Below are 20660 nucleotides of genomic sequence, written 5' to 3' on the forward strand. Positions count from 1 at the left end.
ATGCCGTCACTTTAAATTTGTTTACGAAATTCAGAAACGTAAAAAATTCAATGGCGGAGAGGGTGGGATTCGAACCCACGGTGGAGTTGCCCCCACGCCGCATTTCGAGTGCGGTACTTTCGACCACTCAGCCACCTCTCCGCGTCTTTGGTCGGCGCAATATCAGTGCGCGGGCGCTTCCATAACTGGCGTGGCTCGCTTACACAAGAGGTAAGTTTGCCTATCGCACCCAAACCGGGCTCGAACAGCCAAATTGGCTTGACTCCCGATCCTCTCTCACGTATCTCGCGAACCGAATGCGGCGTGGGGCTTCCTGCGCCGTTGGCCTGTGTTTGGGCAATCCGGAAGACCGGAACTCAGACAGGCTTCACCCGGCTGCGTCCGCGATGGACCGGCCGATTAGTTCCGACTGGCAAAAAGACGGCCCGCTGAAAGGCGAGAGCCGGACGAACACGAAAGGACAAAAGATGTTCGCAGTCATTAAAACCGGCGGTAAGCAGTACCGCGTCGCCGCCAATGACGTTCTGACGATCGAAAAGCTCGAAGGCGCCGCTGGCGATACCGTTGAGTTCAACGAAATTCTCATGGTCGGCGAAGGCGCCGGCGCAACTTTCGGCGTACCCTTCGTTGAAGGCGCCATGGTTGTTGCCGAAGTTGTCGAGCAGGGCCGTGCCCGCAAGGTTCTCGCTTTCAAGAAGCGTCGCCGTCAGAATTCCAAGCGTATTCGCGGTCACCGCCAGCATCAGACTGTCGTCAAGATCACCGACATCCTGACCGGTGGTGCAAAGCCGTCGAAGAAGGCTGCACCGAAGACTGAAGCCCCCAAGGCTGAAACCGCAGCGGCACCCATGTTCAAGGCGCCAAAGGGCGAGCCGGACGATCTGACCACGATCAAGGGCATCGGCCCGGTCGCGGCCGGTCAGCTCAACGAGCAGGGCATCACCACCTTTGCCCAGATCGCCAAGCTGAGCGACAAGGACGTCGCCCGCATTGACGAAGCCATGCCGTTCAGCGCCGACCAGATCTCGGATTGGCGCGACCAGGCCAAGGCACTCGCGAAGTAATCAACCGCCCGTTCGGGCCCTGGCGGCGTCAAGCCGCAAACAGACTAACGCCCTTGAGGGCGAAACAGGAGCAGACCCATGGCACACAAAAAAGCTGGCGGTTCAACGCGTAACGGTCGCGATTCGAACTCCAAGCGTCTCGGCGTTAAGAAGTTCGGCGGCGAAGCCGTGATTTCCGGCAACATCATCATTCGCCAGCGCGGCACCAAATGGCATCCCGGCACAGGCGTAGGCCTTGGCAAGGACCACACCATTTTTGCCGTGCAGCCAGGCAATGTTGACTTTCGCAAGACAGCCAACGGCCGAACCTATGTGTCCGTTGTCGCGAAAGCGGAAGCAGCGGAATAAGCCGGATCGCATTTTGCAAGCCGGTGTCTCATTTGACCCGGCCTGACAAGGCATCCTCCGGAGAACCGGAAAAAGGACAGGGGAGATGGGACACCATCTCCCCTTTTCTTTTGTCCAAAACCGGAGAACGACCATGAGACAAGAACCAGGCAGCAGCCCGAGCGTCAGTGCACGGGCCCCCAGAGACAACCTCAGCGATTGTATAAGCTCAAGCGACACGGAAAGTTTCGAACGGACGGCATCAGGCTATGATTGCCCGGTCCTTCTGACTGAAAATCTGGTCCTGCGCGCGCCCCACGCCGAGGACATCGACGCAATTGCCATTCTCGCCGATAATCCGGCCATCGCCACCATGGTGTCACGCATTCCGCATCCCTACGGCCGCGCGGACGCCGAAACCTTTGTGCGAACTGCCGTCAAACGCGGGAATGGCAATTGCGTCTACGCCATCACCGAAACCGAAACCGGCAAGCTGCTTGGTTGCTGTTCGCTGGAAATCACTGCGGACGGAAAGGCGCTCGAACTGGGTTACTGGGTCGGAGAGCCGTTCTGGGGACGCGGCATCGCCACCCAGGCTGTTCATGCCCTTGTCGACATGGCCTTCAGAACCCGTGAGATAGAGCATATCGACGCCCGGTGCAGGGTCATCAACCCGGCATCCCGCCGGGTGCTGCAGAAAAGCGGTTTCCAGTTCCAGGGAACCGGTATGATCAACGTCCTGGCGATCAATGCCAGTGCTGCAGTCGAATGGTTCAGACTTGACCGCAAGACCTGGGTTTCACTGATCAGCTGGTCAAATGAAAACAGGCCAAACGCGCGGTAGATCAAAAACGGCGGGCCGAGAAATCCGGCCCGCCCGCAACAGCGTAGAAGGAACATGACCCCGAAAGGAATTCAACATGACCCTTCTGCGCCCCCTCGCTCTTCTCCTCTTTGCGGCTCTAGCCTCGTTTCCCGCCCACGCAGCCGATCTCCGGCTTGAGGATTTCTTCAAGGGCAAGACCTACGCCTACGGCAGCTTTGGCGCCATCAATGGAATGAGCCGCAGCTTCCGCGTGGACCTGACCGGGCATGTCCGCGGCAAGGTATTGAGTTTGCGCGAAGATTTCCGCTACGATGACGGCGAGCGTGATACCAAGACCTGGATTTTCACCCGCACCGGTCCCAAGACCTATACCGGCACCCGGGAAGATGTGCTGGGCGAAACCACAGTGCATATCTCCGGCAACACAGCCCGCTTCACCTATCGGGTGGATCTCAACCCGGGTGGTGACCCCAACATTGTCCGTTTCTATGACAAGCTGGTGCTTCAGGATGATGGCACTCTGCGCAACACCGCGTTGGTGACAAAATTCCTGTTTCCGGTCGCCCGCGTCAGGGTCAATTTCGCCCCCACATTGGCAGGTGCCAAGGCCATCAAACCCTGACTGGCGCTGGCCCGCGCCTTTACCACCTGAAGCAATAGGCTTTGACCTTGCGTGCCGAGCCGTTTATCGATGCGCGCAAAGCCGGAGGTGCACGCCAGTCCGGCGTCCGCAGGATTGCTTGAATCAAACACGATTCAAGGTAAAAATCGTGCGACAAATGTAAACTGCTGAAGCGTCCTGTGTGATCTAGATAAACCACACAGCTCTTCACACGCGTTGAAAGCCCGGATCGGTAAAGCCAGATGAAATTCCTCGACGAAACCAAAGTATATATCCGCTCAGGCGACGGCGGCGGCGGCAGCGTCTCTTTCCGGCGTGAGAAGTACATCGAGTTCGGCGGCCCCGATGGCGGCGATGGCGGCCGTGGCGGCGATGTCTGGGTGGAAACCGTCGATGGCCTCAACACGCTGATCGACTACCGCTTCCAGCAGCACTTCAAGGCCAAGACTGGCGGCCATGGCATGGGCCGCAACCGCACCGGCGCCGGTGGCGACAGCGTTACCATGAAGGTGCCTGCGGGAACCCAGATCTTCGAAGAAGACAACGAGACCCTGATCTGCGATCTCACCGAGATCGGCCAGCGTTACCGCCTGGCAGTCGGCGGCAATGGCGGCTTCGGCAATGCACATTTCAAATCAGCCACCAATCAGGCCCCCCGCCACGCCAATCCCGGATTGGAAGGCCAGGAAAAGACCGTCTGGCTAAGGCTCAAGCTGATCGCCGACGCCGGCCTGATCGGCCTGCCCAATGCCGGCAAGTCGACCTTCCTCGCATCGGTGACCCGGGCACGACCGAAGATCGCCAATTACCCCTTCACGACGCTGCACCCGAACCTGGGCGTCGCCACCATCGACGGTCGTGAATTCGTGCTTGCCGACATTCCCGGCCTGATCGAGGGCGCCCATGAGGGCGTCGGTATCGGTGACCGTTTCCTCGGCCATGTCGAGCGCACCCGTGTGCTTCTGCATCTGGTTTCAGCGCTGGAGGAAGACGTCGCCAAGGCCTACAAGACCGTCCGCCACGAACTCGAGGCCTACGGTCACGGCATCGCCGACAAACATGAAGTCGTGGCCCTCAGTCAGGTCGATGTGGTTGAGGCAAAGGAACGGGCTGAAAAGGTCCGGGCTTTGAAGAAGGCCGCCGGGCGGACGCCTTACGAAATTTCAGCCATCACCGGCGAAGGCATGACCGGTGGGCTGCGCGCGCTCCGCGATGTCATTGTCGGCGCCAAGGCGGAAGAAGATGATGCGGCAGCCGCAAACAGCAAGGGCGGCAAGGGCGATACGAAAGACTGAAGATGGCAGCCCACCGCAAACCTGTTTCTGCGCACAAGCGCATTGTCATCAAGATTGGCTCCGCTCTGCTGGTTGATCGCAACAGCGGCTTGAAAGCCGCTTGGCTCGAATCGCTCTGCGCCGACATTTCGGCTCTGAAACGGACAGGTGCCGAGGTTCTGGTCGTCTCTTCCGGCGCCATAGCCATGGGCCGTACCGTGCTTGGCCTGCCCAGCGGACCGCTGCGGCTTGAGGAAAGCCAGGCCGCCGCAGCCGTTGGCCAGATCGCGCTCGCCCGGGCCTGGTCGTCGAGCCTGTCGACCCACGGCATTGTCGCCGGACAGATCCTGCTGACGCTGGGAGACACGGAGGAGCGCCGCCGCTATCTCAACGCCCGCGCCACCATGGCCGAACTGATGCGTCATGGCGCGGTGCCTATCATCAACGAGAACGACACTGTCGCCACCAGCGAAATCCGCTATGGCGACAATGACCGGCTGGCCGCCCGCGTTGCCACCATGGCCGGCGCCGACCTGCTGGTGCTGATGTCCGACATCGACGGGCTTTACACCGCCCCGCCGCATCTTGATCCCGAAGCCCGGTTTCTCGAAACCATTGACGCGATCACGCCCGAGATCGAAGCCATGGCGGGCGATGCCGGATCTGAACTCTCGCGCGGCGGAATGAAGACCAAGATCGATGCCGGCAAGATCGCCACCGGTGCGGGATGCGCCATGATCATCGCCTCGGGTAAGACCGATCATCCGCTCTCAGCCATCGATCAGGGCGCCAGATCAAGCTGGTTCCAGCCATCGGGCACACCCCAGTCGGCCCGCAAGATCTGGATCGCGGGTCAGCTTGAGCCTGCCGGCAGGCTGACAATCGACAGCGGCGCGGAAACAGCACTTCGCTCCGGCAAGAGCCTGCTGCCTGCTGGTGTCCGGGATGTGACCGGCGACTTCCATCGTGGCGACCCAGTCGCGGTCTGTGACAGCCAAGGCCGCGAAATCGCGCGCGGCCTTTCGAGCTATGACGCGGACGAAGCGCGCCGCATCGCCGGCCGCAAATCAACCGAGATCGAGGCCATACTGGGCTACTCCGGCCGTGCCGCCATGATCCACCGCGACGACATGGTGATCAGCTAGCGCGTGACCGTTTGGGTCGAAGTCGCTTTGAAGAACGGCACATGCTGACGGTCTGTCCGGACATGCAGTGCATCCCGGCTTTACGACTTCACCCCGATTGCGTAAGAAACCTGCCTGATCGCAAGCCGGGAGTACCCTCATGCTCGACAAGACCGATAGCAAAGCAGACATTATCGCACTGATGGCCGAAATCGGCCGCAAGGCGAAGGCTGCCGCGCGACCGCTTGCGATTGCTGGCACGGATCAGAAGAACGCAGCGCTGAACGCCATGGCTGACGCAATTACCGCGCACCGTCAGGATATTCTCGCTGCCAACGCGCTTGATGTCGAAGCAGCACTCGCGAGTGATATGGCAGCCTCGTTTGTCGACCGGCTGAAACTTGATGACAGCCGCATTGACGGCATCATCGAAGGGATTCGCGCCATTGCTGAACTGCCCGATCCTGTCGGCGATGTGATTGCCGCCTGGGACCGTCCCAACGGGCTCAAGATCGAGCGGGTCCGCACGCCTCTAGGTGTTATCGGCGTGATCTATGAAAGCCGCCCCAATGTCACCGCTGACGCCGGCGCGCTGTGCCTCAAGGCAGGCAACGCGGTGATCCTGCGCGGCGGATCGGATTCGTTCCATTCCTCCCGCGCCATTCATGCCTGTCTGGTCGAAGGGCTCACAAGCGCCGGCCTGGCTGCCGACGCCATCCAGATGATACCGGTCAGCGATCGCGCTGCAGTCGGTGCGTTGCTCACCGGCCTGAATGGCACCGTCGATGTCATCGTGCCGCGCGGCGGCAAGAGTCTGGTCGCCCGCGTTCAGGCCGATGCGCGCGTTCCCGTCTTTGCCCATCTCGAGGGCCTGTGCCACATCTATGTCGACAAATCCGCTGATCCCGCCATGGCACGCGCCATCGTGGTCAATGCCAAGATGCGGCGAACAGGTGTGTGTGGCGCGGCCGAAACCCTGCTGCTCGACAGCGCCATGGATCGGAACGTGGCTGCCGACATCCTCGCCGATCTTGCCGCCGCAGGCTGCGAAGTCCACGGCGACAACGCGGTCATCAACCTGATGCCCGCAGCGATGCCCGCAACGGAAGACGACTGGCGCACCGAATATCTCGGCGCCATCATCGCCGCACGCTTTGTCGACGGCATCGATGAAGCAATCGCCCATATTGCTGAGTGGTCGTCCAGCCACACCGAAGCCGTCATTGCCGAAGACCCCGCTGTGGTCGAGCGCTTCTTCACGGAAGTTGATTCGGCCATTCTGCTGCACAATGCCTCCACCCAGTTTGCTGACGGTGGCGAGTTCGGCATGGGCGCGGAAATCGGCATTGCCACCGGCAAGATGCATGCCCGCGGCCCGGTCGGCGTCGAACAGCTGACATCGTTCAAGTACCGCGTCCGCGGCACCGGCCAGATCCGGCCTTGAACCAACAGTCCACCAGGACCCCGCCCTACCTGAAGATGCCGTATGTCGAACCGGGTATGAGCGTCGGCCTGTTTGGCGGCTCATTCAACCCGCCACACCGGGGCCACGAACTGGTTGCCGAAATCGCGCTCCGTCGCCTGGGCCTGGATCAGCTGTGGTGGATGGTGACGCCTGGAAACCCGCTGAAGAGCCACAATGAGCTCGCGAGCCTCGATGAACGCGTGGCCTTGAGCAGGCGGATGGCGCCCGGACCAAAGGTCAAGGTCACCGCTTTCGAGGCCGCCAGCAATCTCCATTACACCGCGCAGACGCTGGCTTACGTCAAGGCGCGCAATCCCGGCATCAACTTCGTCTGGATCATGGGCGCGGACAATCTCAAGCAGTTTCACAAATGGCAGGACTGGCGCGGTATTGCCCAGACTTTCCCCATAGCCGTGATTGATCGGCCAGGATCGACGCTTGCCTACCTTTCATCAAAGATGGCCAAGACGTTCAGCAATGCCCGCATCGATGAAGACGATGCAGCCAGGCTGCCCTTTCTCAAGGCGCCGGCCTGGACCTTCATCCACGGCCCGCGTTCGTCGCTCTCTTCCAGCGCAATCCGCAGCGAGCGCGCCACGAATAAAACCACCACATCTTGAAAAACCCCACGGTCCGTGACTATCTTTAGGTTGCGTCGCACTTGCTTTGGCGATTGGGACGCTTGTTGGACTGTTCAGGATAATGAAAGGAACCACCCTGAGAACAGAACACGTGAAGGGGAACGCCAACGGCGATTTCTCGCAAGCCACGGGAAGCGACGAACATGCCGCTCTGCGTGAGCTCACACTGGTCCGCGACAGTTTGGCGGACTCCAAGGCAGAAGACATCGTAGCCATCGACATCGCAGGGAAATCAGCGCTGGGCGACCATATGGTTGTTGCCTCGGGCCGATCGAGCCGCCACGTCGCATCTATCTGCGATCGCCTCATCAGCGAACTCAAGGACGCCGGTTTCGGCAATCCCCGGGTCGAGGGTCTGGCGAACGGCGATTGGGTGCTCATCGATGCAGGTGATGTCATCATCCATGTTTTTCGGCCTGAAATTCGGCTGTTCTACAACATCGAGAAGATGTGGCAGACCCCCGAAATCGAAGACGGAAAACTGCACTGACCAGACCAATCTGACAGGCCTTTGTGCTTGCCGGTTTGACTGGTTTTCAGGATCAGGTTCGACACCGCACGGTCATGCGTGGCAGTGCGGGAATGGGTTTTTTGCGCTGATCTCGGTAAAGAAACGCAGGTATCATGCGCATCACTCTTTTTGCCGTCGGACGGCTCAAGGCAGGTCCTGAAAGCGAGCTCTCGAGCCGTTATCTTGATCGCTTCGCCAAATCGGGCGGCGCGTTGGGGCTGGATTTCGCCAAAACCATCGAAGTTGCGGAAAGCCGCGCCGCCACCGCCGATCTCCGCAAACGCGAGGAAGCAGCCATGCTGACCCGCAGCATGCCCGACAGCGCTGCCCTCATTCTGCTCGATGAACGCGGCAAGACACCTGATTCGCCCGGCTTCGCCGATACGCTTGCAAGGCTGCGTGATGATGGCCGCCGCGATCTGGTCATTGCTATCGGCGGCGCTGATGGCTTGGATCCGGAATTGCACGCCCGGGCCGATGCCGTGATTTGCTTCGGTCGAATGACGTGGCCGCATCAATTGGTGCGCATCATGGCTGCCGAACAGCTCTACCGCGCCGTCACCATTCTCTCCGGCCATCCCTATCATCGCGCCTGAACGCCGCCTATGGTGGCTTTGCAGCTTCACGTTCCGGCATGGGCCGGGTCGTTCAGACGCCACTGCCTGCGGTCGGCCTCGCAAAGAAGTGATCCCGTGAGGCAATATGGTTCATGGAGCGTTAACACGAAATTCGTTAGGGTGAGGTCATGTGGAGCTCCCGATCCGTGCAGACACTGTCCGGCACAGCAATGGCTGTGATCAGCCGTCGGCTGCGCTTGGGCCAGGCACTGCACGGGGCTCTTGCAATTGGTCTGCTCGCCTCGACACTGATTGTCCCCTTTGGCGCCGCACCCGCCCACGCGACAGACGCGACAGAACCCGAATCTGCCAGCGTCGCCACCGAACTCGAGCAGGAGCAGGAGGCCAGCCGGCAGGAGCTGCAATCGGTCGCCGACGAATCGGCACTTGCGGCCAAGGCGCTTGCGGCGCTCGAAGCCGATATTGCGGCACTACGCACCGACCAGCAGGAACTTGACCGCAAGGTTGCCGAGACCGCCTCCCGGCGGGCAGAGCTCGACCAGCGAATCACCTCCGGCGAACAAGCGATGACCGGTCTGTCGGAGCGGCAGGAATCGGTGCGTCTGTCGCTTGTCTCCCGCCGGTCGGTTCTTGCAGAAGTGCTTGCCGCCCTGCAGCGAATCGGTCGAGATCCGCCTCCTGCGCTTCTGGTTAGCCCCGAGGACGCGCTATCATCCGTCAGAAGCGCCATTTTGCTCGGCGCCGTGGTGCCTGAGATCCGTGCCGAGACTCAAGCCCTTGCATCGGATCTGAAAGAACTGGCCGCCCTTCGCCAGGCCATTGCGTCCGAGCGGGTCTCTCTTGCCACGGCGCTTGAGGAAAATGCGGACGAGGAGCAGCGCCTGGCCAATCTGGTCTCGGAGAAAGCCGCCCTTCAGGAAGAAAGCCGGCGGCGCCTTGATCGTGAACGCCAACGGGCTGAAGCCCTTTCTGTGCGTTCAGGCGAGCTCGAATCAGTCATCGCCACGCTGGCGGATGAAATTGGCTCTCTGAGGCAGGCGGCCGAGCTGGCCCGCAAGGCCGAGGAGGAACGTCAGCAGCAACTGGCTGAGCGGCTGGAGCGGGCGCGGGCCTTTGCCGCAGTCGCGGTGCCCGACAAAAACCGTATTATGCCCGCATATGCATTTTCGAAACTAACCGGTACGCTGTCACTCCCGGTAAAGGGCGATGCGGTACGCTATTTTGGCGCGGACGACGGAGCCGGACACACCTTGGCAGGCGAAGTTCTGGCCACGGAAAAGGGCGCGACAGTTTACGCCCCGGCTGACGGCTGGATCGCCTATGCCGGCCCGTTCCGCAGCTATGGGCAGGTGGTTATTATCGATGCCGGCGAAAATCACCATGTGGTTTTGGCTGGAATGGAAAAGATCAAGGTCTCGGCTGGCCGGTTCGTGGTCGCTGGAGAGCCCCTGGCGACAATGGGACAGACGAGATTTGCAGGTTCGGCGGCTTTGTCGCTGGCATCGGAGCGTCCAACGCTCTACATTGAGATACGAAAAGACGGTCAACCGGTCGATCCTCGGTCGTGGTGGAAAGACGATATGTCTTCGAGAAAGGCAAGCAATGATACGTAAGGTGACACTTCTGACGGTAGGCGCATTGATGGGCGCCACAGCCGTGAGCGCGATCAACTCCTATGGCGGTTCAGCCAATGCTGCGGGATCCGAGACCTATCGGCAGCTTGCCATCTTCGGCAACGTCTTTGAGCGCGTGCGCGCTCAGTACGTGACGCCGCCGGAGGAAGACAAGCTGATCGAGAGCGCCATCAACGGCATGCTCACCTCGCTCGATCCGCATTCGAGCTACCTCAATCAGCAAGACGCAGATGACATGCGAACCCAGACCCGCGGAGAATTCGGCGGCCTTGGCATCGAAGTCACGATGGAAGATGAGCTGGTCAAGGTCATCACCCCTATCGATGACACGCCTGCATCGAAAGCGGGCGTTCTGGCTGGCGACTTCATTTCCGAAATCGATGGCGAGGCAGTCCGCGGTCTTTCGCTCGGCGAAGCTGTCGACAAGATGCGCGGTCCGGTCAACACCGCGATCGAGCTGACCGTTCTGCGCGAAGGTGCCGATCAGCCGATCAAGATCAAGGTCGTCCGCGATATCATCGCCGTCAAGGCGGTCCGGTTCCGGGTCGAAGAGGACGTTGGCTATCTCAGGGTGATCTCGTTCACCGAGAAAACCTATGACGATCTCTCCGATGCGATTGAAAAGATCACTGACGAAGTCGGCAAGGACAAGCTCAAGGGCTTCGTGCTCGATCTCAGGCTCAATCCGGGCGGCCTGCTCGATCAGGCGATCAGCGTCTCCGACGCTTTTCTTGATCGTGGCGAGATTGTCTCCACCCGTGGCCGCAATCCGGAAGAAACACGCCGCTTCAACTCCCGTCCCGGCGATCTGGTCGGCGGCAAACCGGTCATCGTCCTGATCAACGGCGGCTCGGCTTCTGCTTCGGAAATTGTGGCTGGCGCGCTGCAGGACCACCGTCGCGCCACCGTTCTTGGCACGACATCGTTCGGCAAGGGCTCGGTGCAGACCATCATTCCGCTGGATGCAAAAACCGCACTCCGCCTCACCACGGCGCTCTATTACACGCCGTCGGGCACTTCGATCCAGGGGACCGGCATCAAGCCCGATATCCGCGTCGAGGAGCCTGTGCCGGAAGAACTTCGTGGCAGGGTGAAGCCTTCAGGGGAAAGCGCTTTGCGCGGCCATATCCAGGGCGAGAACGAATCCGAGGAAGGCTCCGGCTCGATTGCCTATGTCCCGCCGGATCCAAAGGACGATGTCCAGCTCGGCTATGCGCTGGATCTTTTGCGCGGCGTGAAAACCGACCCGGCTTTCCCGCCCAACCCGGATCAGGCCTCGATCAAGAACTGACGCACCTTTGTTCCGCCGCCCCGCCTGCACCAGATCAGCTCTGGCTTGCATGCGGGGCGGCGGACTGATTCAATCAAGCCGCATCGGGATTCGGACAGAAGATCGTGGGCGATAAGATCCATCAACCGCTGGGGCAGGACCGCAAGCCGGGGAGAAATCCATCGGCACGGTCAAAACGTGCCTGGTCAACTGTTCTGTTCACCTCAGTCGCAGTCTGCGCGGTGATTGGCGGGGCCGCCTGGATGGCGCTCTCAGGCACTCTTCTTCAGCCTGGAAAATCCGTGGTGATGCTGGACCAGCCGGAAACAGCAGCAACCGAAAACCTCGCGGATGTAACCCCTGATCCAGACCAATCTCCGGGATTGCTCGGCTCACCTGATGCCGTGACCAGTACGGATGGCGCCATCAATGCCCAGAACGGCCAGTCCGGCGCCGATGTGGCTACGACACTTGGCGACAATGGCGAGGAGATCAACAAGATCACACCGATCCAGCGTCCGGACAATCGCCCGGTTCTGCTCAACCCACCCGGCCGGGTCGGACAAAACCCGCATCTGGCGCATCTGCCGGACCCTGCGGTAACAGAAGACACCCAAGAAGGCCCGCTGCCTGTGCGTGGCGCGAACGGCGAGCGCGCGTTCGACATCTATGCCAGGCCCTGGTCAGGCGCCCGTGGGGCACGCATCGTCATTGTTGTTGGTGGGCTTGGCCTCAGCCAGACAGGCACGCAGTATGCTATCCAGACGCTTCCGGAAGAAATCACGCTGGCTTTCGCGTCCAACGGCAACAGTCTGCAGCGCTGGATGCAGGAGGCCCGTCGCGAAGGGCATGAAATCCTGCTGCAGGTTCCGTTTGAACCCTTCGATTACCCCGCCAACGACCCCGGCGCCGGAACCCTGACCGTCGATGCCGGTGCATCAGGCAACTTGGCGGATCTTCACACGGCCATGGCGCGCATAACCAATTACACAGGCATCACCAATTTCATGGGCGGCCGGTTTCTGGCCGATGCGGACGCACTCGATCCGGTCATGCGCGACCTAGCCGGACGCGGCATCATGTTTCTCGATGACGGAACCTCGGCGCAGTCGCTGACCGGGCAGTTCTCCAAGACGCTGGGCATTCCCTTTGCCGCGTCCGACATGGTGCTCGACGCGACCCAGGAGCGCGGTTACATTCTTTCCAAGCTTGACGATCTTGAGCGGATCGCCAGACGCAACGGCACGGCGATAGGTGTCGCCTCGGCTTTCGAAGTCAGCGTGGACGCTGTCGCGACCTGGGTCGAGGAAGCCAAGGCGCGAGGAATAGAAATCGTCTCTGCCTCCGCCGCCGTTGACGACCCTGAGAGATAGGCAACACCGCCATGGCCAAGAAGGACCCTCGCAGAATGGACCCCAACAGCCTGCCCTACCGCCTGTGCGTCGGCATAATGGTGCTCAACAGCGATGGCCTGGTCTGGGCAGGTCACCGGATCGCTGAAGGCAACACCGAGTATGATGGCTCGCCTCAGCTCTGGCAGATGCCACAGGGCGGTATCGATGATGAAGAAGTGCCCTACAAGGCAGCCTTGCGTGAACTCTATGAGGAAACCGGGATGCGCTCGGTGGAACTGCTTGCGGAAGCACCGAACTGGATCGACTACGATTTGCCAGAGCACATGATGGGAATTGGCCTGAAAGGCAAGTTCCGCGGCCAGCGGCAACGATGGTTTGCAATGCGCTTCACGGGCAACGAGAGCGAGATCAGCATTAACCCGCCCCCCGGCGGTCACACGGCCGAGTTTGACGCCTGGGAATGGAAATCCATGCACGATCTGCCCGGTCTGATCGTGCCATTCAAGCGCAAGGCCTATGATCAGGTTGTCGCAGCCTTCACTCACCTTGCAGGTGTCAGGGCATAAGGCCTACTTTAAGGTCGCAAGACGAGGACTTTCATGGTTGAGCGCAAAAGCATAGCCGGCAAGGCATCCTATCGGGAGAGCAAGTCCGAGGACCGGGCGAGTATCCGCGGGCTTCAGGCAGCAGTTTACACCAACGCTGTCGCCGGCGTTTCCGAAGCACTCATCTCCGGCCCTGCGGACACACTATCACTGGTCGCTGAGCTTGATGGAGAGATCGTCGGCCACATCCTGCTGACTCCGGTCAACGGACCAGAGCGCGCCCTGGCGCTGGCGCCGCATGCCATCCTTGCCGCGTGGCGCGATATGCAGATCGGCACAGAACTGGTCCGCCACGCCATTCGGCTGGCGAGAGAACGCGGCTGGCGATGTGTGTTCGTGTTCGGTCAGCCGGATTACTATTGTCGCTTCGGCTTCAAATCCCACACTGCTGACGGCGCCCAGATCGCCTGGCAGGGTCCGCGCTTTCTGGCCCTCGAGCTCGAGGCGGACGCGCTCCGCGGCTGGTCCGGGCCGCTTGAGTACCCCGAGGCCTATAAGGCCATGGCCAGCGCCATCCACAAATAGCAAAAAGGCGGCCCGAAGACCGCCTTTAGAAACCTTGCTATCTGTCCGATTAGGTCAGATAGCTGCTTCCAGCGTCGCCAGATGATCGAGATATTCCTGTGCCTTCTGCCTGGCTGCGTCGTTCGACGCGTCGGTAACATCCTCGCGCGCATCCTGAAGCCGTTTGCTCAGGTCGCTACGATCGATATTGTTCACCGATACGGCCGACTCGGCAAGCAGCGTGCAGCCTTCGGGAATGATGTCGGCAAAACCTCCAAACACCACGAACCGCTCGCTCTTGCCTTCGGCAGTCACAACAGTGACGACGCCCGGCTTGATCGTGGTCATTGTCGGTGCGTGATGGGCCATCACCGTCATTTCGCCGTCAGTGCCGGGAATGACTACTTCGGTCACGGTTGCCGAAAAGAGCAGCCGTTCCGGTGATACGAGTTCAAAATTGAAGCTATCAGCCATGACGTTCACTTTATCGCAGTGCTGTTCGGATGCACCGCGCAGACAAGCCGTGGCTGGTCTGCGCGGGCAATTTCATGATTAGGCGACTTCAGCGGCGAGGCGCTGGGCCTTTTCGACGGCTTCTTCGATGGTGCCAACCATGTAGAAAGCCGGCTCCGGAAGATGATCGTAATCACCGTTCACAAGGCCCTTGAAGCCCTTGATGGTATCGGCCAGGTCAACCAGCTTGCCAGGCGCGCCGGTGAACACTTCAGCCACGAAGAACGGCTGTGACAGGAAGCGCTCAACCTTACGAGCGCGGGCCACGGTGACCTTATCTTCTTCCGACAGCTCGTCCATACCAAGGATGGCGATGATGTCCTGAAGCGACTTGTAACGCTGCAGGATTTCCTGCACGCCACGGGCAACTTCGTAATGCTCGTCACCGATGATCAACGGGTCAAGCATACGCGAGTTGGAGTCGAGCGGGTCAACCGCCGGGTAGATGCCCTTTTCAGCGATCGAACGGTTCAACACCGTTGTCGCATCCAAGTGAGCAAATGTCGAAGCAGGCGCCGGGTCGGTCAAGTCATCGGCCGGCACGTAAACGGCCTGCACGGATGTGATCGAACCCTTGTTGGTGGTCGTGATGCGCTCCTGCATCGCACCCATGTCGGTGCTCAATGTAGGCTGATAGCCCACAGCAGAAGGAATACGGCCAAGAAGCGCGGACATTTCCGAACCGGCCTGGGTAAAGCGGAAGATGTTATCCACGAAGAACAACACGTCCTGGCCTTCGTCGCGGAACTGTTCCGCAATTGTCAGGCCTGTGAGCGCAACACGGGCACGCGCACCTGGAGGCTCGTTCATCTGACCGAACACAAGCGCGCACTTCGAGCCATCGCCGCCGCCTTCCTTGTTCACGCCGGATTCGATCATCTCATGGTAGAGGTCGTTACCTTCGCGGGTACGCTCTCCAACACCGGCAAACACCGAGTAACCGCCGTGGGCTTTCGCGATGTTGTTGATCAGTTCCTGAATGAGAACGGTCTTGCCAACGCCGGCGCCACCGAACAGGCCGATCTTGCCGCCACGTGCGTAAGGTGCGAGCAAATCGACAACCTTGATGCCCGTAACCAGAATTTCGGCCTCAGTGGACTGCTCACTGAATGTAGGAGCGTCCTGGTGGATCGAGCGACGTGCCTTGGTTTTCACCGGACCAGCGTCATCGACCGGCTCACCAATCACGTTAAGAATGCGACCGAGTGTTTCTTCGCCTACCGGCACCGTGATCGAGTCGCCGGTGTCGACGACCTTCTGGCCGCGGACCAGACCTTCGGTCGAGTCCATAGCGATGGTGCGAACTGCGTTTTCACCCAGGTGCTGTGCAACTTCCAACACCAGGCGGTTGCCCATGTTGTCGGTTTCCAGCGCGTTCAGGATCGCTGGCAACGTGCCTTCATCGAACGTTACGTCAACAACGGCGCCGATAACCTGAGTCACGCGACCCTCGGCACCGGCTTTCGCCGGAGCACTCTTGGATGCGCTCGCCTTTGTCGTCGCTGCTGCTGCAGGCTTCTTTGCCGCTGCGGGTTTTTTTGCCGCTGCGGGCTTGGTCGCCGGGGTAGCTGCCTTAGCCATGTATCTTACCCTCTTCCGTGTACCTTAGAGCGCTTCCGCGCCGGAAATGATTTCAATGAGTTCCTTGGTAATCTGGGCCTGCCGCTGGCGGTTGTAGCTCATCGACAACTTGTCGATCATCTCGCCAGCATTGCGGGTTGCGTTGTCCATAGCGGACATTTTCGCGCCCATCTCACCTGCAACATTCTCAAGCAGCGCCCTGAAGATCTGCACCTTTATCGAACGTGGCAGCAAATCCTCCAGGATTTCCTCGGCACTCGGCTCGTAGTCGTAGGTTGCGGATGAACTTGCATCCGCTTCTTCCGTACCAGTCGATGCAGGGATCAGCTGCTGAGCCGTAGGCACCTGGCTGATGACCGATTTGAACTCCGAATAGAACAGAGTGCAAACATCGAACTCGCTCTGTTCAAACAGGCCCATGACCTTTTCCGCGACTGTCTCGGCCTGAGCAAAGCTCATCTGCTTGACTTCGCGGAAATCGACCCGGTCGATAATCAGCGACGCGTATTCACGGCGCAGAATATCATAGCCCTTCTTGCCGACGCAGAGGATCTTGACCGACTTTCCGTCGGCCAGCAACTTGCGCACGCGATCCCGGGCAAAGCGGGCGATCTGCGAATTGAAGCCGCCGCACATTCCGCGTTCTGCGGTGCACACGACCAGAAGATGCGTCTGGTCCTTCCCGGTGCCTGTCATCAGGCGTGGCGCGTCGTCACCGCTTCCGACAGCATCGGCGATATTTGTCATCACCGCTGCCATCCGCTGTGAATACGGACGCGCGGCCTCGGCCGCCTCCTGCGCACGCCGAAGCTTCGCCGCGGCGACCATCTGCATCGCCTTGGTAATCTTCTGCGTCGCCTTGACGGAGGCGATCCGGTTTTTCAGATCCTTGAGTGAAGGCATCCGTTATCCGTCCTCGGTCTGTTGCCGTTAGGCAAAGGTTTTGGCGTAGGTGTCGATAGCTTCCTTGAGCTTCGACTTGACGTCATCGCTGATGGCCTTTTCCTTGCGGATGGCTTCCAGCACGTCCTTGCCTTCGCTGCGCATGTAGGCCAGCAGGCCCTGCTCGAACTTGCCGACCTGACGGACGGCGATCTTGTCGAGGTAGCCATTCACACCGGCAAAGATCACAGCAACCTGTTCTTCCGTCTTGAGCGGGGAGAACTGTGGCTGCTTGAGCAGCTCGGTCAGGCGCGCACCGCGATTAAGCAGACGCTGGGTAGCGGCATCAAGGTCGGAGCCGAACTGCGCGAACGCAGCCATTTCACGATACTGTGCAAGCTCACCCTTGATCGAACCGGCAACCTGCTTCATCGCCTTGATCTGGGCCGACGATCCCACGCGGGACACCGACAGACCAACGTTCACGGCCGGGCGGATACCCTGGAAGAAAAGGTCGGTTTCAAGGAAGATCTGGCCGTCGGTGATCGAGATCACGTTGGTCGGAATATAGGCCGACACGTCGTTGGCCTGGGTTTCGATCACCGGCAGAGCGGTCAAGGAACCCGAACCATTGTCTTCATTGAGCTTCGCAGCGCGCTCAAGCAGGCGCGAGTGAAGATAGAAAACGTCGCCGGGATAAGCTTCACGACCCGGAGGACGACGCAGCAGCAGCGACATCTGGCGATAGGCAACAGCCTGCTTGGACAGATCGTCATAGGCGATCAGGGCATGCTTGCCGTTGTCGCGGAAATATTCGCCCATGGCGCAGCCGGCAAAGGGAGCCAGGAACTGCATCGGAGCAGGGTCGGACGCCGTCGCGGCGATCACGATCGAATACTTCATCGCGCCCCGATCCTCGAGGACCTTGACGAACTGGGCAACGGTCGAACGCTTCTGTCCAACCGCCACATACACGCAGAAAAGCTTTTCAGCTTCAGGGCCATTCTCGTGGATCGGCTTCTGGTTAAGGAAGGTGTCCAAAATGATCGCGGTCTTGCCGGTCTGACGGTCACCAATGATCAACTCGCGCTGGCCGCGACCGACCGGGATCAGAGCATCGATCGCCTTGAGGCCGGTCGCCATCGGCTCATGCACCGACTTACGCGGCATGATGCCTGGAGCCTTGACGTCCACACGGGCGCGCAGCTTGGTCTTGATCGGACCCTTGCCGTCGATCGGGTTGCCAAGCCCGTCAACGACGCGGCCCAGCAGTTCCGGACCAACCGGCACGTCGACGATGGCGCCGGTCCGCTTGACGATGTCGCCTTCCTTGATGTCACGGTCGGAACCGAAAATCACGACGCCGACATTGTCGGCTTCAAGGTTGAGCGCCATGCCGCGAATTCCACCAGGGAATTCGACCATTTCACCAGCCTGGACATTGTCGAGACCGTAAACGCGGGCGATACCGTCACCGACGGAAAGGACCTGACCAACTTCGGAAACTTCGGCTTCCTTGCCGAAATTCTTGATTTGGTCCTTGAGAATTGCGGAAATTTCCGCGGCGCGGATATCCATCAGCCAACCTCTTTCAGTGTATGCTTAAGGGTGGAAAGTTTAGTGCGAAGCGATGTGTCGACCTGACGCGAGCCAATCTTGACGATCAGACCACCCAGCAGCGACGCATCGACTGTGACGTCAAGCGTCACGGTTTTCCCAGTCACGCTTGCGAGCGCGGCCTTGAGTTCCTTTTCCTGAGCCGCCGACAGCGCGTGCGCCGTCTTGACGTCTGCAGTGACTTCGCCGCGCTCGCGCGCAGCGGTCTCGTGATAGGACTGGATGATCGCAGGCACGGCAAAAAGCCGGCGATTGCGGGCAACAACCTTGAGGAAGTTGCCGACCAGACCGGAGATGCCCGCCTTGCCGATCAGCGCCACAATCGAGCGCGACTGGTCTTCAGCGGAAAAAACGGGACTGCTGACGAGGCGCTGCAGATCAGCGCTGCTGTCGATCATCGCCTGAAAACGGTCAAGATCCTTCGCCACAGCGTCAATGGACTTGGCGTCAGCCGCCAGCTCATAGAGCGAGGAAGCATACCGTTCGGCGACACCGGAAATATGATGGGAGTTATCTGCCACGGGCGGGATTGTCTCTCATTGCCATCCAGACACCTGCACTTGACCGAAAGCCGGAAAGGCAAGCCTCTGAATTTGTTACGGTAAATTTCAGGCCGTCAAAGCTGTTAAACTTGTTTTTCCCGAAATGCGCGGTCCGTCTAGCATAGAGCGTCGGGACTCGCAACACGCCCGGTGCGGCATAACGCACCTGCTTTAGGATGAGAGACCCGGTCTGTCACCCTGCTCTGGACACCAAAGCCTGTCGATTCCTCTCAGATCCAGCCGAGCCCATATAGAAGCGGGCCTGCCGCCAGCAAAATCTCGATCACCACGGAAGCAAGATTGAAAAGCGTCACACCCCGGTCCGACATGATCGAAATGATTCGCCCGAACGCCGTAAACGCCCATCCGGCCCCCAGCGCCAGATAGATCAACGGTTGGGCGAACAACATCGCGCAGATCCCCACCCCGAGGTAGAAACCAGCCATCGTGCCGCGCGCTTCCGACACCGCTTCGGGATGATCCGGCGCAGTCTGAAGCCTGAGGATCCTGAGCGAGATGCGGGGCGCGAACATCAGCAGCAAACCGAACAGGATCGTCACCAGCGCCGAGGACCAGGCCACCCACTCGCCCTGGGTCATCGGCCAATAGAATTCAATCATTCAAGCTTCTCCGTTTCTTACCCGGCATCTCAAGCGCTCAGGCAGCGCTAAAGTGACGCATCCATCAAACCATGACAGGTTTCGTCATCGCTTTATCATGCCCCGCCCGTCGGCCAAAGTCCCGACCGGCTCCGCAAAGCCGCTTCGGCATCAGCGCTGGGCTTCGGCCTTACGCTCATTGCGGGCAATCTGCCGCTCACGGTTCATGATGTAGATGCCGCTCATGCAGATGATCGATGCCCCCAGCACGGTCCAGCCATCTGGGACATCGCCAAACACGACAAAGCCGAGCGCGGTCATCCACAGGAGCTGACTGTAGACAAAAGGCGCCACCTTCGATGCGCTGGCCAACCTGCTCGCCTTCACAAGCAGGGCATGACCTCCCATGCCAAGCACGCCAAGGCCAGCGAGCAGCACCACATCAAATGCGGAGTCCGGAACCTGGCCATAGATCAGCGCCGACGGCGCCATCAGAATTGTCGCGAAAATGCAGGAATAGAACACCAGGCTGCTTTGGCTTTCCTGCATTGCCAGCTTGCGGGTCACAATCGAGTAGAGCGAATAGGTGATAGTGGCAAGGATTGACCAAATGATCGCCGGCGAGAACACATCCGTGCCAGGCCGCACCACAATCAGCACCCCGATGAAGCCGACCATGATCGCAGCCCAGCGCCGCGGGCCGGCCCATTCACCCAAAAGCGGTCCGGCCATCGCCGTCACTGTCATCGGCACGGTCAGAAATATGCTGACAGTCTGCGCCAGTTGCAGATCCCGCAACGCGAGAAAGTTGAAAAGGGTGGTAACCGGCAACAACAGCCCGCGCAGAACCTGCAGCGGCACACTGTTCATCCGGTACATGTCGACCCGGCGCCAGCCCTGGAAAGCAAAGAAGGCAATCACCGTGTGGCTGAGAAACCGGCACCAGACCACGAACACCGCAGCATAGCCTGCAGTGACAAGATATTTGGCCGTCGTATCAAGCACGGCAAAACACATGAATGTCGAAAGTGCCATGACCATCGCCACGGGCGGCATGGCCTCGCGGTCGACATCGTGTCGCGCCGGACGGGAATTGGGGATGAGATCCAAGACGATGCTTTCTTCA

General features: G+C 60.0%; 22 protein-coding genes and 1 tRNA gene. 15 read left to right on the forward strand and 8 right to left on the reverse strand.

Translation table 11 applies throughout. The features are described 5' to 3' along the window. Window positions 1-51: 51 nt before the first annotated feature. Window positions 52-141, reverse strand: a tRNA-Ser gene (locus tag WNZ14_RS02625). 326 nt (window positions 142-467) lie between these two features. Between WNZ14_RS02625 and WNZ14_RS02630 the strand changes: the two genes are divergently transcribed. From WNZ14_RS02630 to WNZ14_RS02700, 15 genes are all read left to right on the forward strand, one after another. Next, entirely contained in the window at window positions 468-1064 is a 597-nt protein-coding gene (locus WNZ14_RS02630) for a 50S ribosomal protein L21 (protein ID WP_342867048.1), read from the forward strand. 78 nt (window positions 1065-1142) lie between these two features. Then, a complete protein-coding gene (gene rpmA, locus WNZ14_RS02635) occupies window positions 1143-1412 on the forward strand; it encodes a 50S ribosomal protein L27 (protein WP_342867049.1) in 270 nt (89 codons plus the stop codon). A gap of 133 nt (window positions 1413-1545) precedes the next feature. After that, window positions 1546-2235 carry a GNAT family protein gene (locus WNZ14_RS02640; RefSeq protein ID WP_342867050.1) on the forward strand — a complete coding sequence of 230 codons (690 nt, stop codon included), beginning with the start codon at window positions 1546-1548 and terminating at the stop codon, window positions 2233-2235. A gap of 76 nt (window positions 2236-2311) precedes the next feature. Continuing rightward, complete coding sequence (locus WNZ14_RS02645) at window positions 2312-2839, forward strand: DUF3833 family protein (RefSeq protein WP_342867051.1); 528 nt, start codon at window positions 2312-2314, stop codon at window positions 2837-2839. Window positions 2840-3081: 242 nt separating this feature from the next. After that, the gene (gene obgE / locus WNZ14_RS02650) at window positions 3082-4134 is read left to right on the forward strand and encodes a GTPase ObgE (RefSeq protein WP_342867052.1); all 1053 of its coding nucleotides are present in this window, start codon (window positions 3082-3084) and stop codon (window positions 4132-4134) included. A 2-nt stretch (window positions 4135-4136) separates the two neighbouring features. Then, window positions 4137-5258, forward strand: a complete 1122-nt coding sequence (gene proB / locus WNZ14_RS02655) for a glutamate 5-kinase (RefSeq protein ID WP_342867053.1) — start codon at window positions 4137-4139, stop codon at window positions 5256-5258. A gap of 139 nt (window positions 5259-5397) precedes the next feature. After that, entirely contained in the window at window positions 5398-6681 is a 1284-nt protein-coding gene (locus tag WNZ14_RS02660; RefSeq protein WP_342867054.1) for a glutamate-5-semialdehyde dehydrogenase, read from the forward strand. Between the two features lie 35 nt (window positions 6682-6716). Next, on the forward strand, window positions 6717-7322 hold the full coding sequence (locus WNZ14_RS02665) for a nicotinate-nucleotide adenylyltransferase (RefSeq protein ID WP_342868489.1): 606 nt from the start codon (window positions 6717-6719) through the stop codon (window positions 7320-7322). Between the two features lie 82 nt (window positions 7323-7404). Continuing rightward, window positions 7405-7833, forward strand: a complete 429-nt coding sequence (gene rsfS, locus WNZ14_RS02670; protein ID WP_342867055.1) for a ribosome silencing factor — start codon at window positions 7405-7407, stop codon at window positions 7831-7833. A 134-nt stretch (window positions 7834-7967) separates the two neighbouring features. Further along, window positions 7968-8450, forward strand: a complete 483-nt coding sequence (gene rlmH, locus WNZ14_RS02675) for a 23S rRNA (pseudouridine(1915)-N(3))-methyltransferase RlmH (protein ID WP_342867056.1) — start codon at window positions 7968-7970, stop codon at window positions 8448-8450. Window positions 8451-8617: 167 nt separating this feature from the next. Further along, window positions 8618-10045: a murein hydrolase activator EnvC gene (locus WNZ14_RS02680; protein WP_342867057.1), complete on the forward strand. Its 1428-nt coding sequence runs from the start codon at window positions 8618-8620 to the stop codon at window positions 10043-10045. Further along, window positions 10035-11357, forward strand: coding sequence for a S41 family peptidase (locus tag WNZ14_RS02685; protein WP_342867058.1), 1323 nt, complete (start codon window positions 10035-10037; stop codon window positions 11355-11357). Before WNZ14_RS02680 ends, WNZ14_RS02685 begins: the two co-directional genes overlap by 11 nt. 104 nt (window positions 11358-11461) lie before the next feature. Then, entirely contained in the window at window positions 11462-12709 is a 1248-nt protein-coding gene (locus WNZ14_RS02690; protein WP_342867059.1) for a divergent polysaccharide deacetylase family protein, read from the forward strand. 11 nt (window positions 12710-12720) lie between these two features. Next, window positions 12721-13257 (forward strand): RNA pyrophosphohydrolase, encoded by a 537-nt coding sequence (locus WNZ14_RS02695; RefSeq protein WP_342867060.1) that lies wholly within the window; start codon window positions 12721-12723, stop codon window positions 13255-13257. A 33-nt stretch (window positions 13258-13290) separates the two neighbouring features. Next, entirely contained in the window at window positions 13291-13821 is a 531-nt protein-coding gene (locus WNZ14_RS02700; protein WP_342867061.1) for an N-acetyltransferase, read from the forward strand. 54 nt (window positions 13822-13875) lie between these two features. Here WNZ14_RS02700 and WNZ14_RS02705 read toward each other — a convergent pair whose 3' ends face one another. The 7 genes from WNZ14_RS02705 to WNZ14_RS02735 form a co-directional block, all read right to left on the reverse strand. Continuing rightward, window positions 13876-14274 (reverse strand): F0F1 ATP synthase subunit epsilon, encoded by a 399-nt coding sequence (locus tag WNZ14_RS02705; RefSeq protein ID WP_342867062.1) that lies wholly within the window; start codon window positions 14272-14274, stop codon window positions 13876-13878. A 78-nt stretch (window positions 14275-14352) separates the two neighbouring features. Next, window positions 14353-15894 carry a F0F1 ATP synthase subunit beta gene (atpD, locus tag WNZ14_RS02710; protein ID WP_342867063.1) on the reverse strand — a complete coding sequence of 514 codons (1542 nt, stop codon included), beginning with the start codon at window positions 15892-15894 and terminating at the stop codon, window positions 14353-14355. Between the two features lie 24 nt (window positions 15895-15918). Continuing rightward, entirely contained in the window at window positions 15919-16797 is an 879-nt protein-coding gene (locus tag WNZ14_RS02715) for a F0F1 ATP synthase subunit gamma (protein ID WP_342867064.1), read from the reverse strand. Between the two features lie 27 nt (window positions 16798-16824). After that, window positions 16825-18354 carry a F0F1 ATP synthase subunit alpha gene (gene atpA / locus WNZ14_RS02720; protein WP_342867065.1) on the reverse strand — a complete coding sequence of 510 codons (1530 nt, stop codon included), beginning with the start codon at window positions 18352-18354 and terminating at the stop codon, window positions 16825-16827. Then, window positions 18354-18914 (reverse strand): F0F1 ATP synthase subunit delta, encoded by a 561-nt coding sequence (locus tag WNZ14_RS02725; RefSeq protein ID WP_342867066.1) that lies wholly within the window; start codon window positions 18912-18914, stop codon window positions 18354-18356. Before WNZ14_RS02725 ends, atpA begins: the two co-directional genes overlap by 1 nt. 251 nt (window positions 18915-19165) lie before the next feature. Further along, entirely contained in the window at window positions 19166-19552 is a 387-nt protein-coding gene (locus WNZ14_RS02730; RefSeq protein WP_342868490.1) for a DUF4345 family protein, read from the reverse strand. Between the two features lie 153 nt (window positions 19553-19705). Then, window positions 19706-20644, reverse strand: a complete 939-nt coding sequence (locus WNZ14_RS02735) for a DMT family transporter (RefSeq protein WP_342867067.1) — start codon at window positions 20642-20644, stop codon at window positions 19706-19708. Between the last annotated feature and the right edge of the window lie 16 nt (window positions 20645-20660).

This window comes from Hoeflea sp. AS60, from assembly GCF_038900115.1.
GTDB lineage: Bacteria > Pseudomonadota > Alphaproteobacteria > Rhizobiales > Rhizobiaceae > Hoeflea.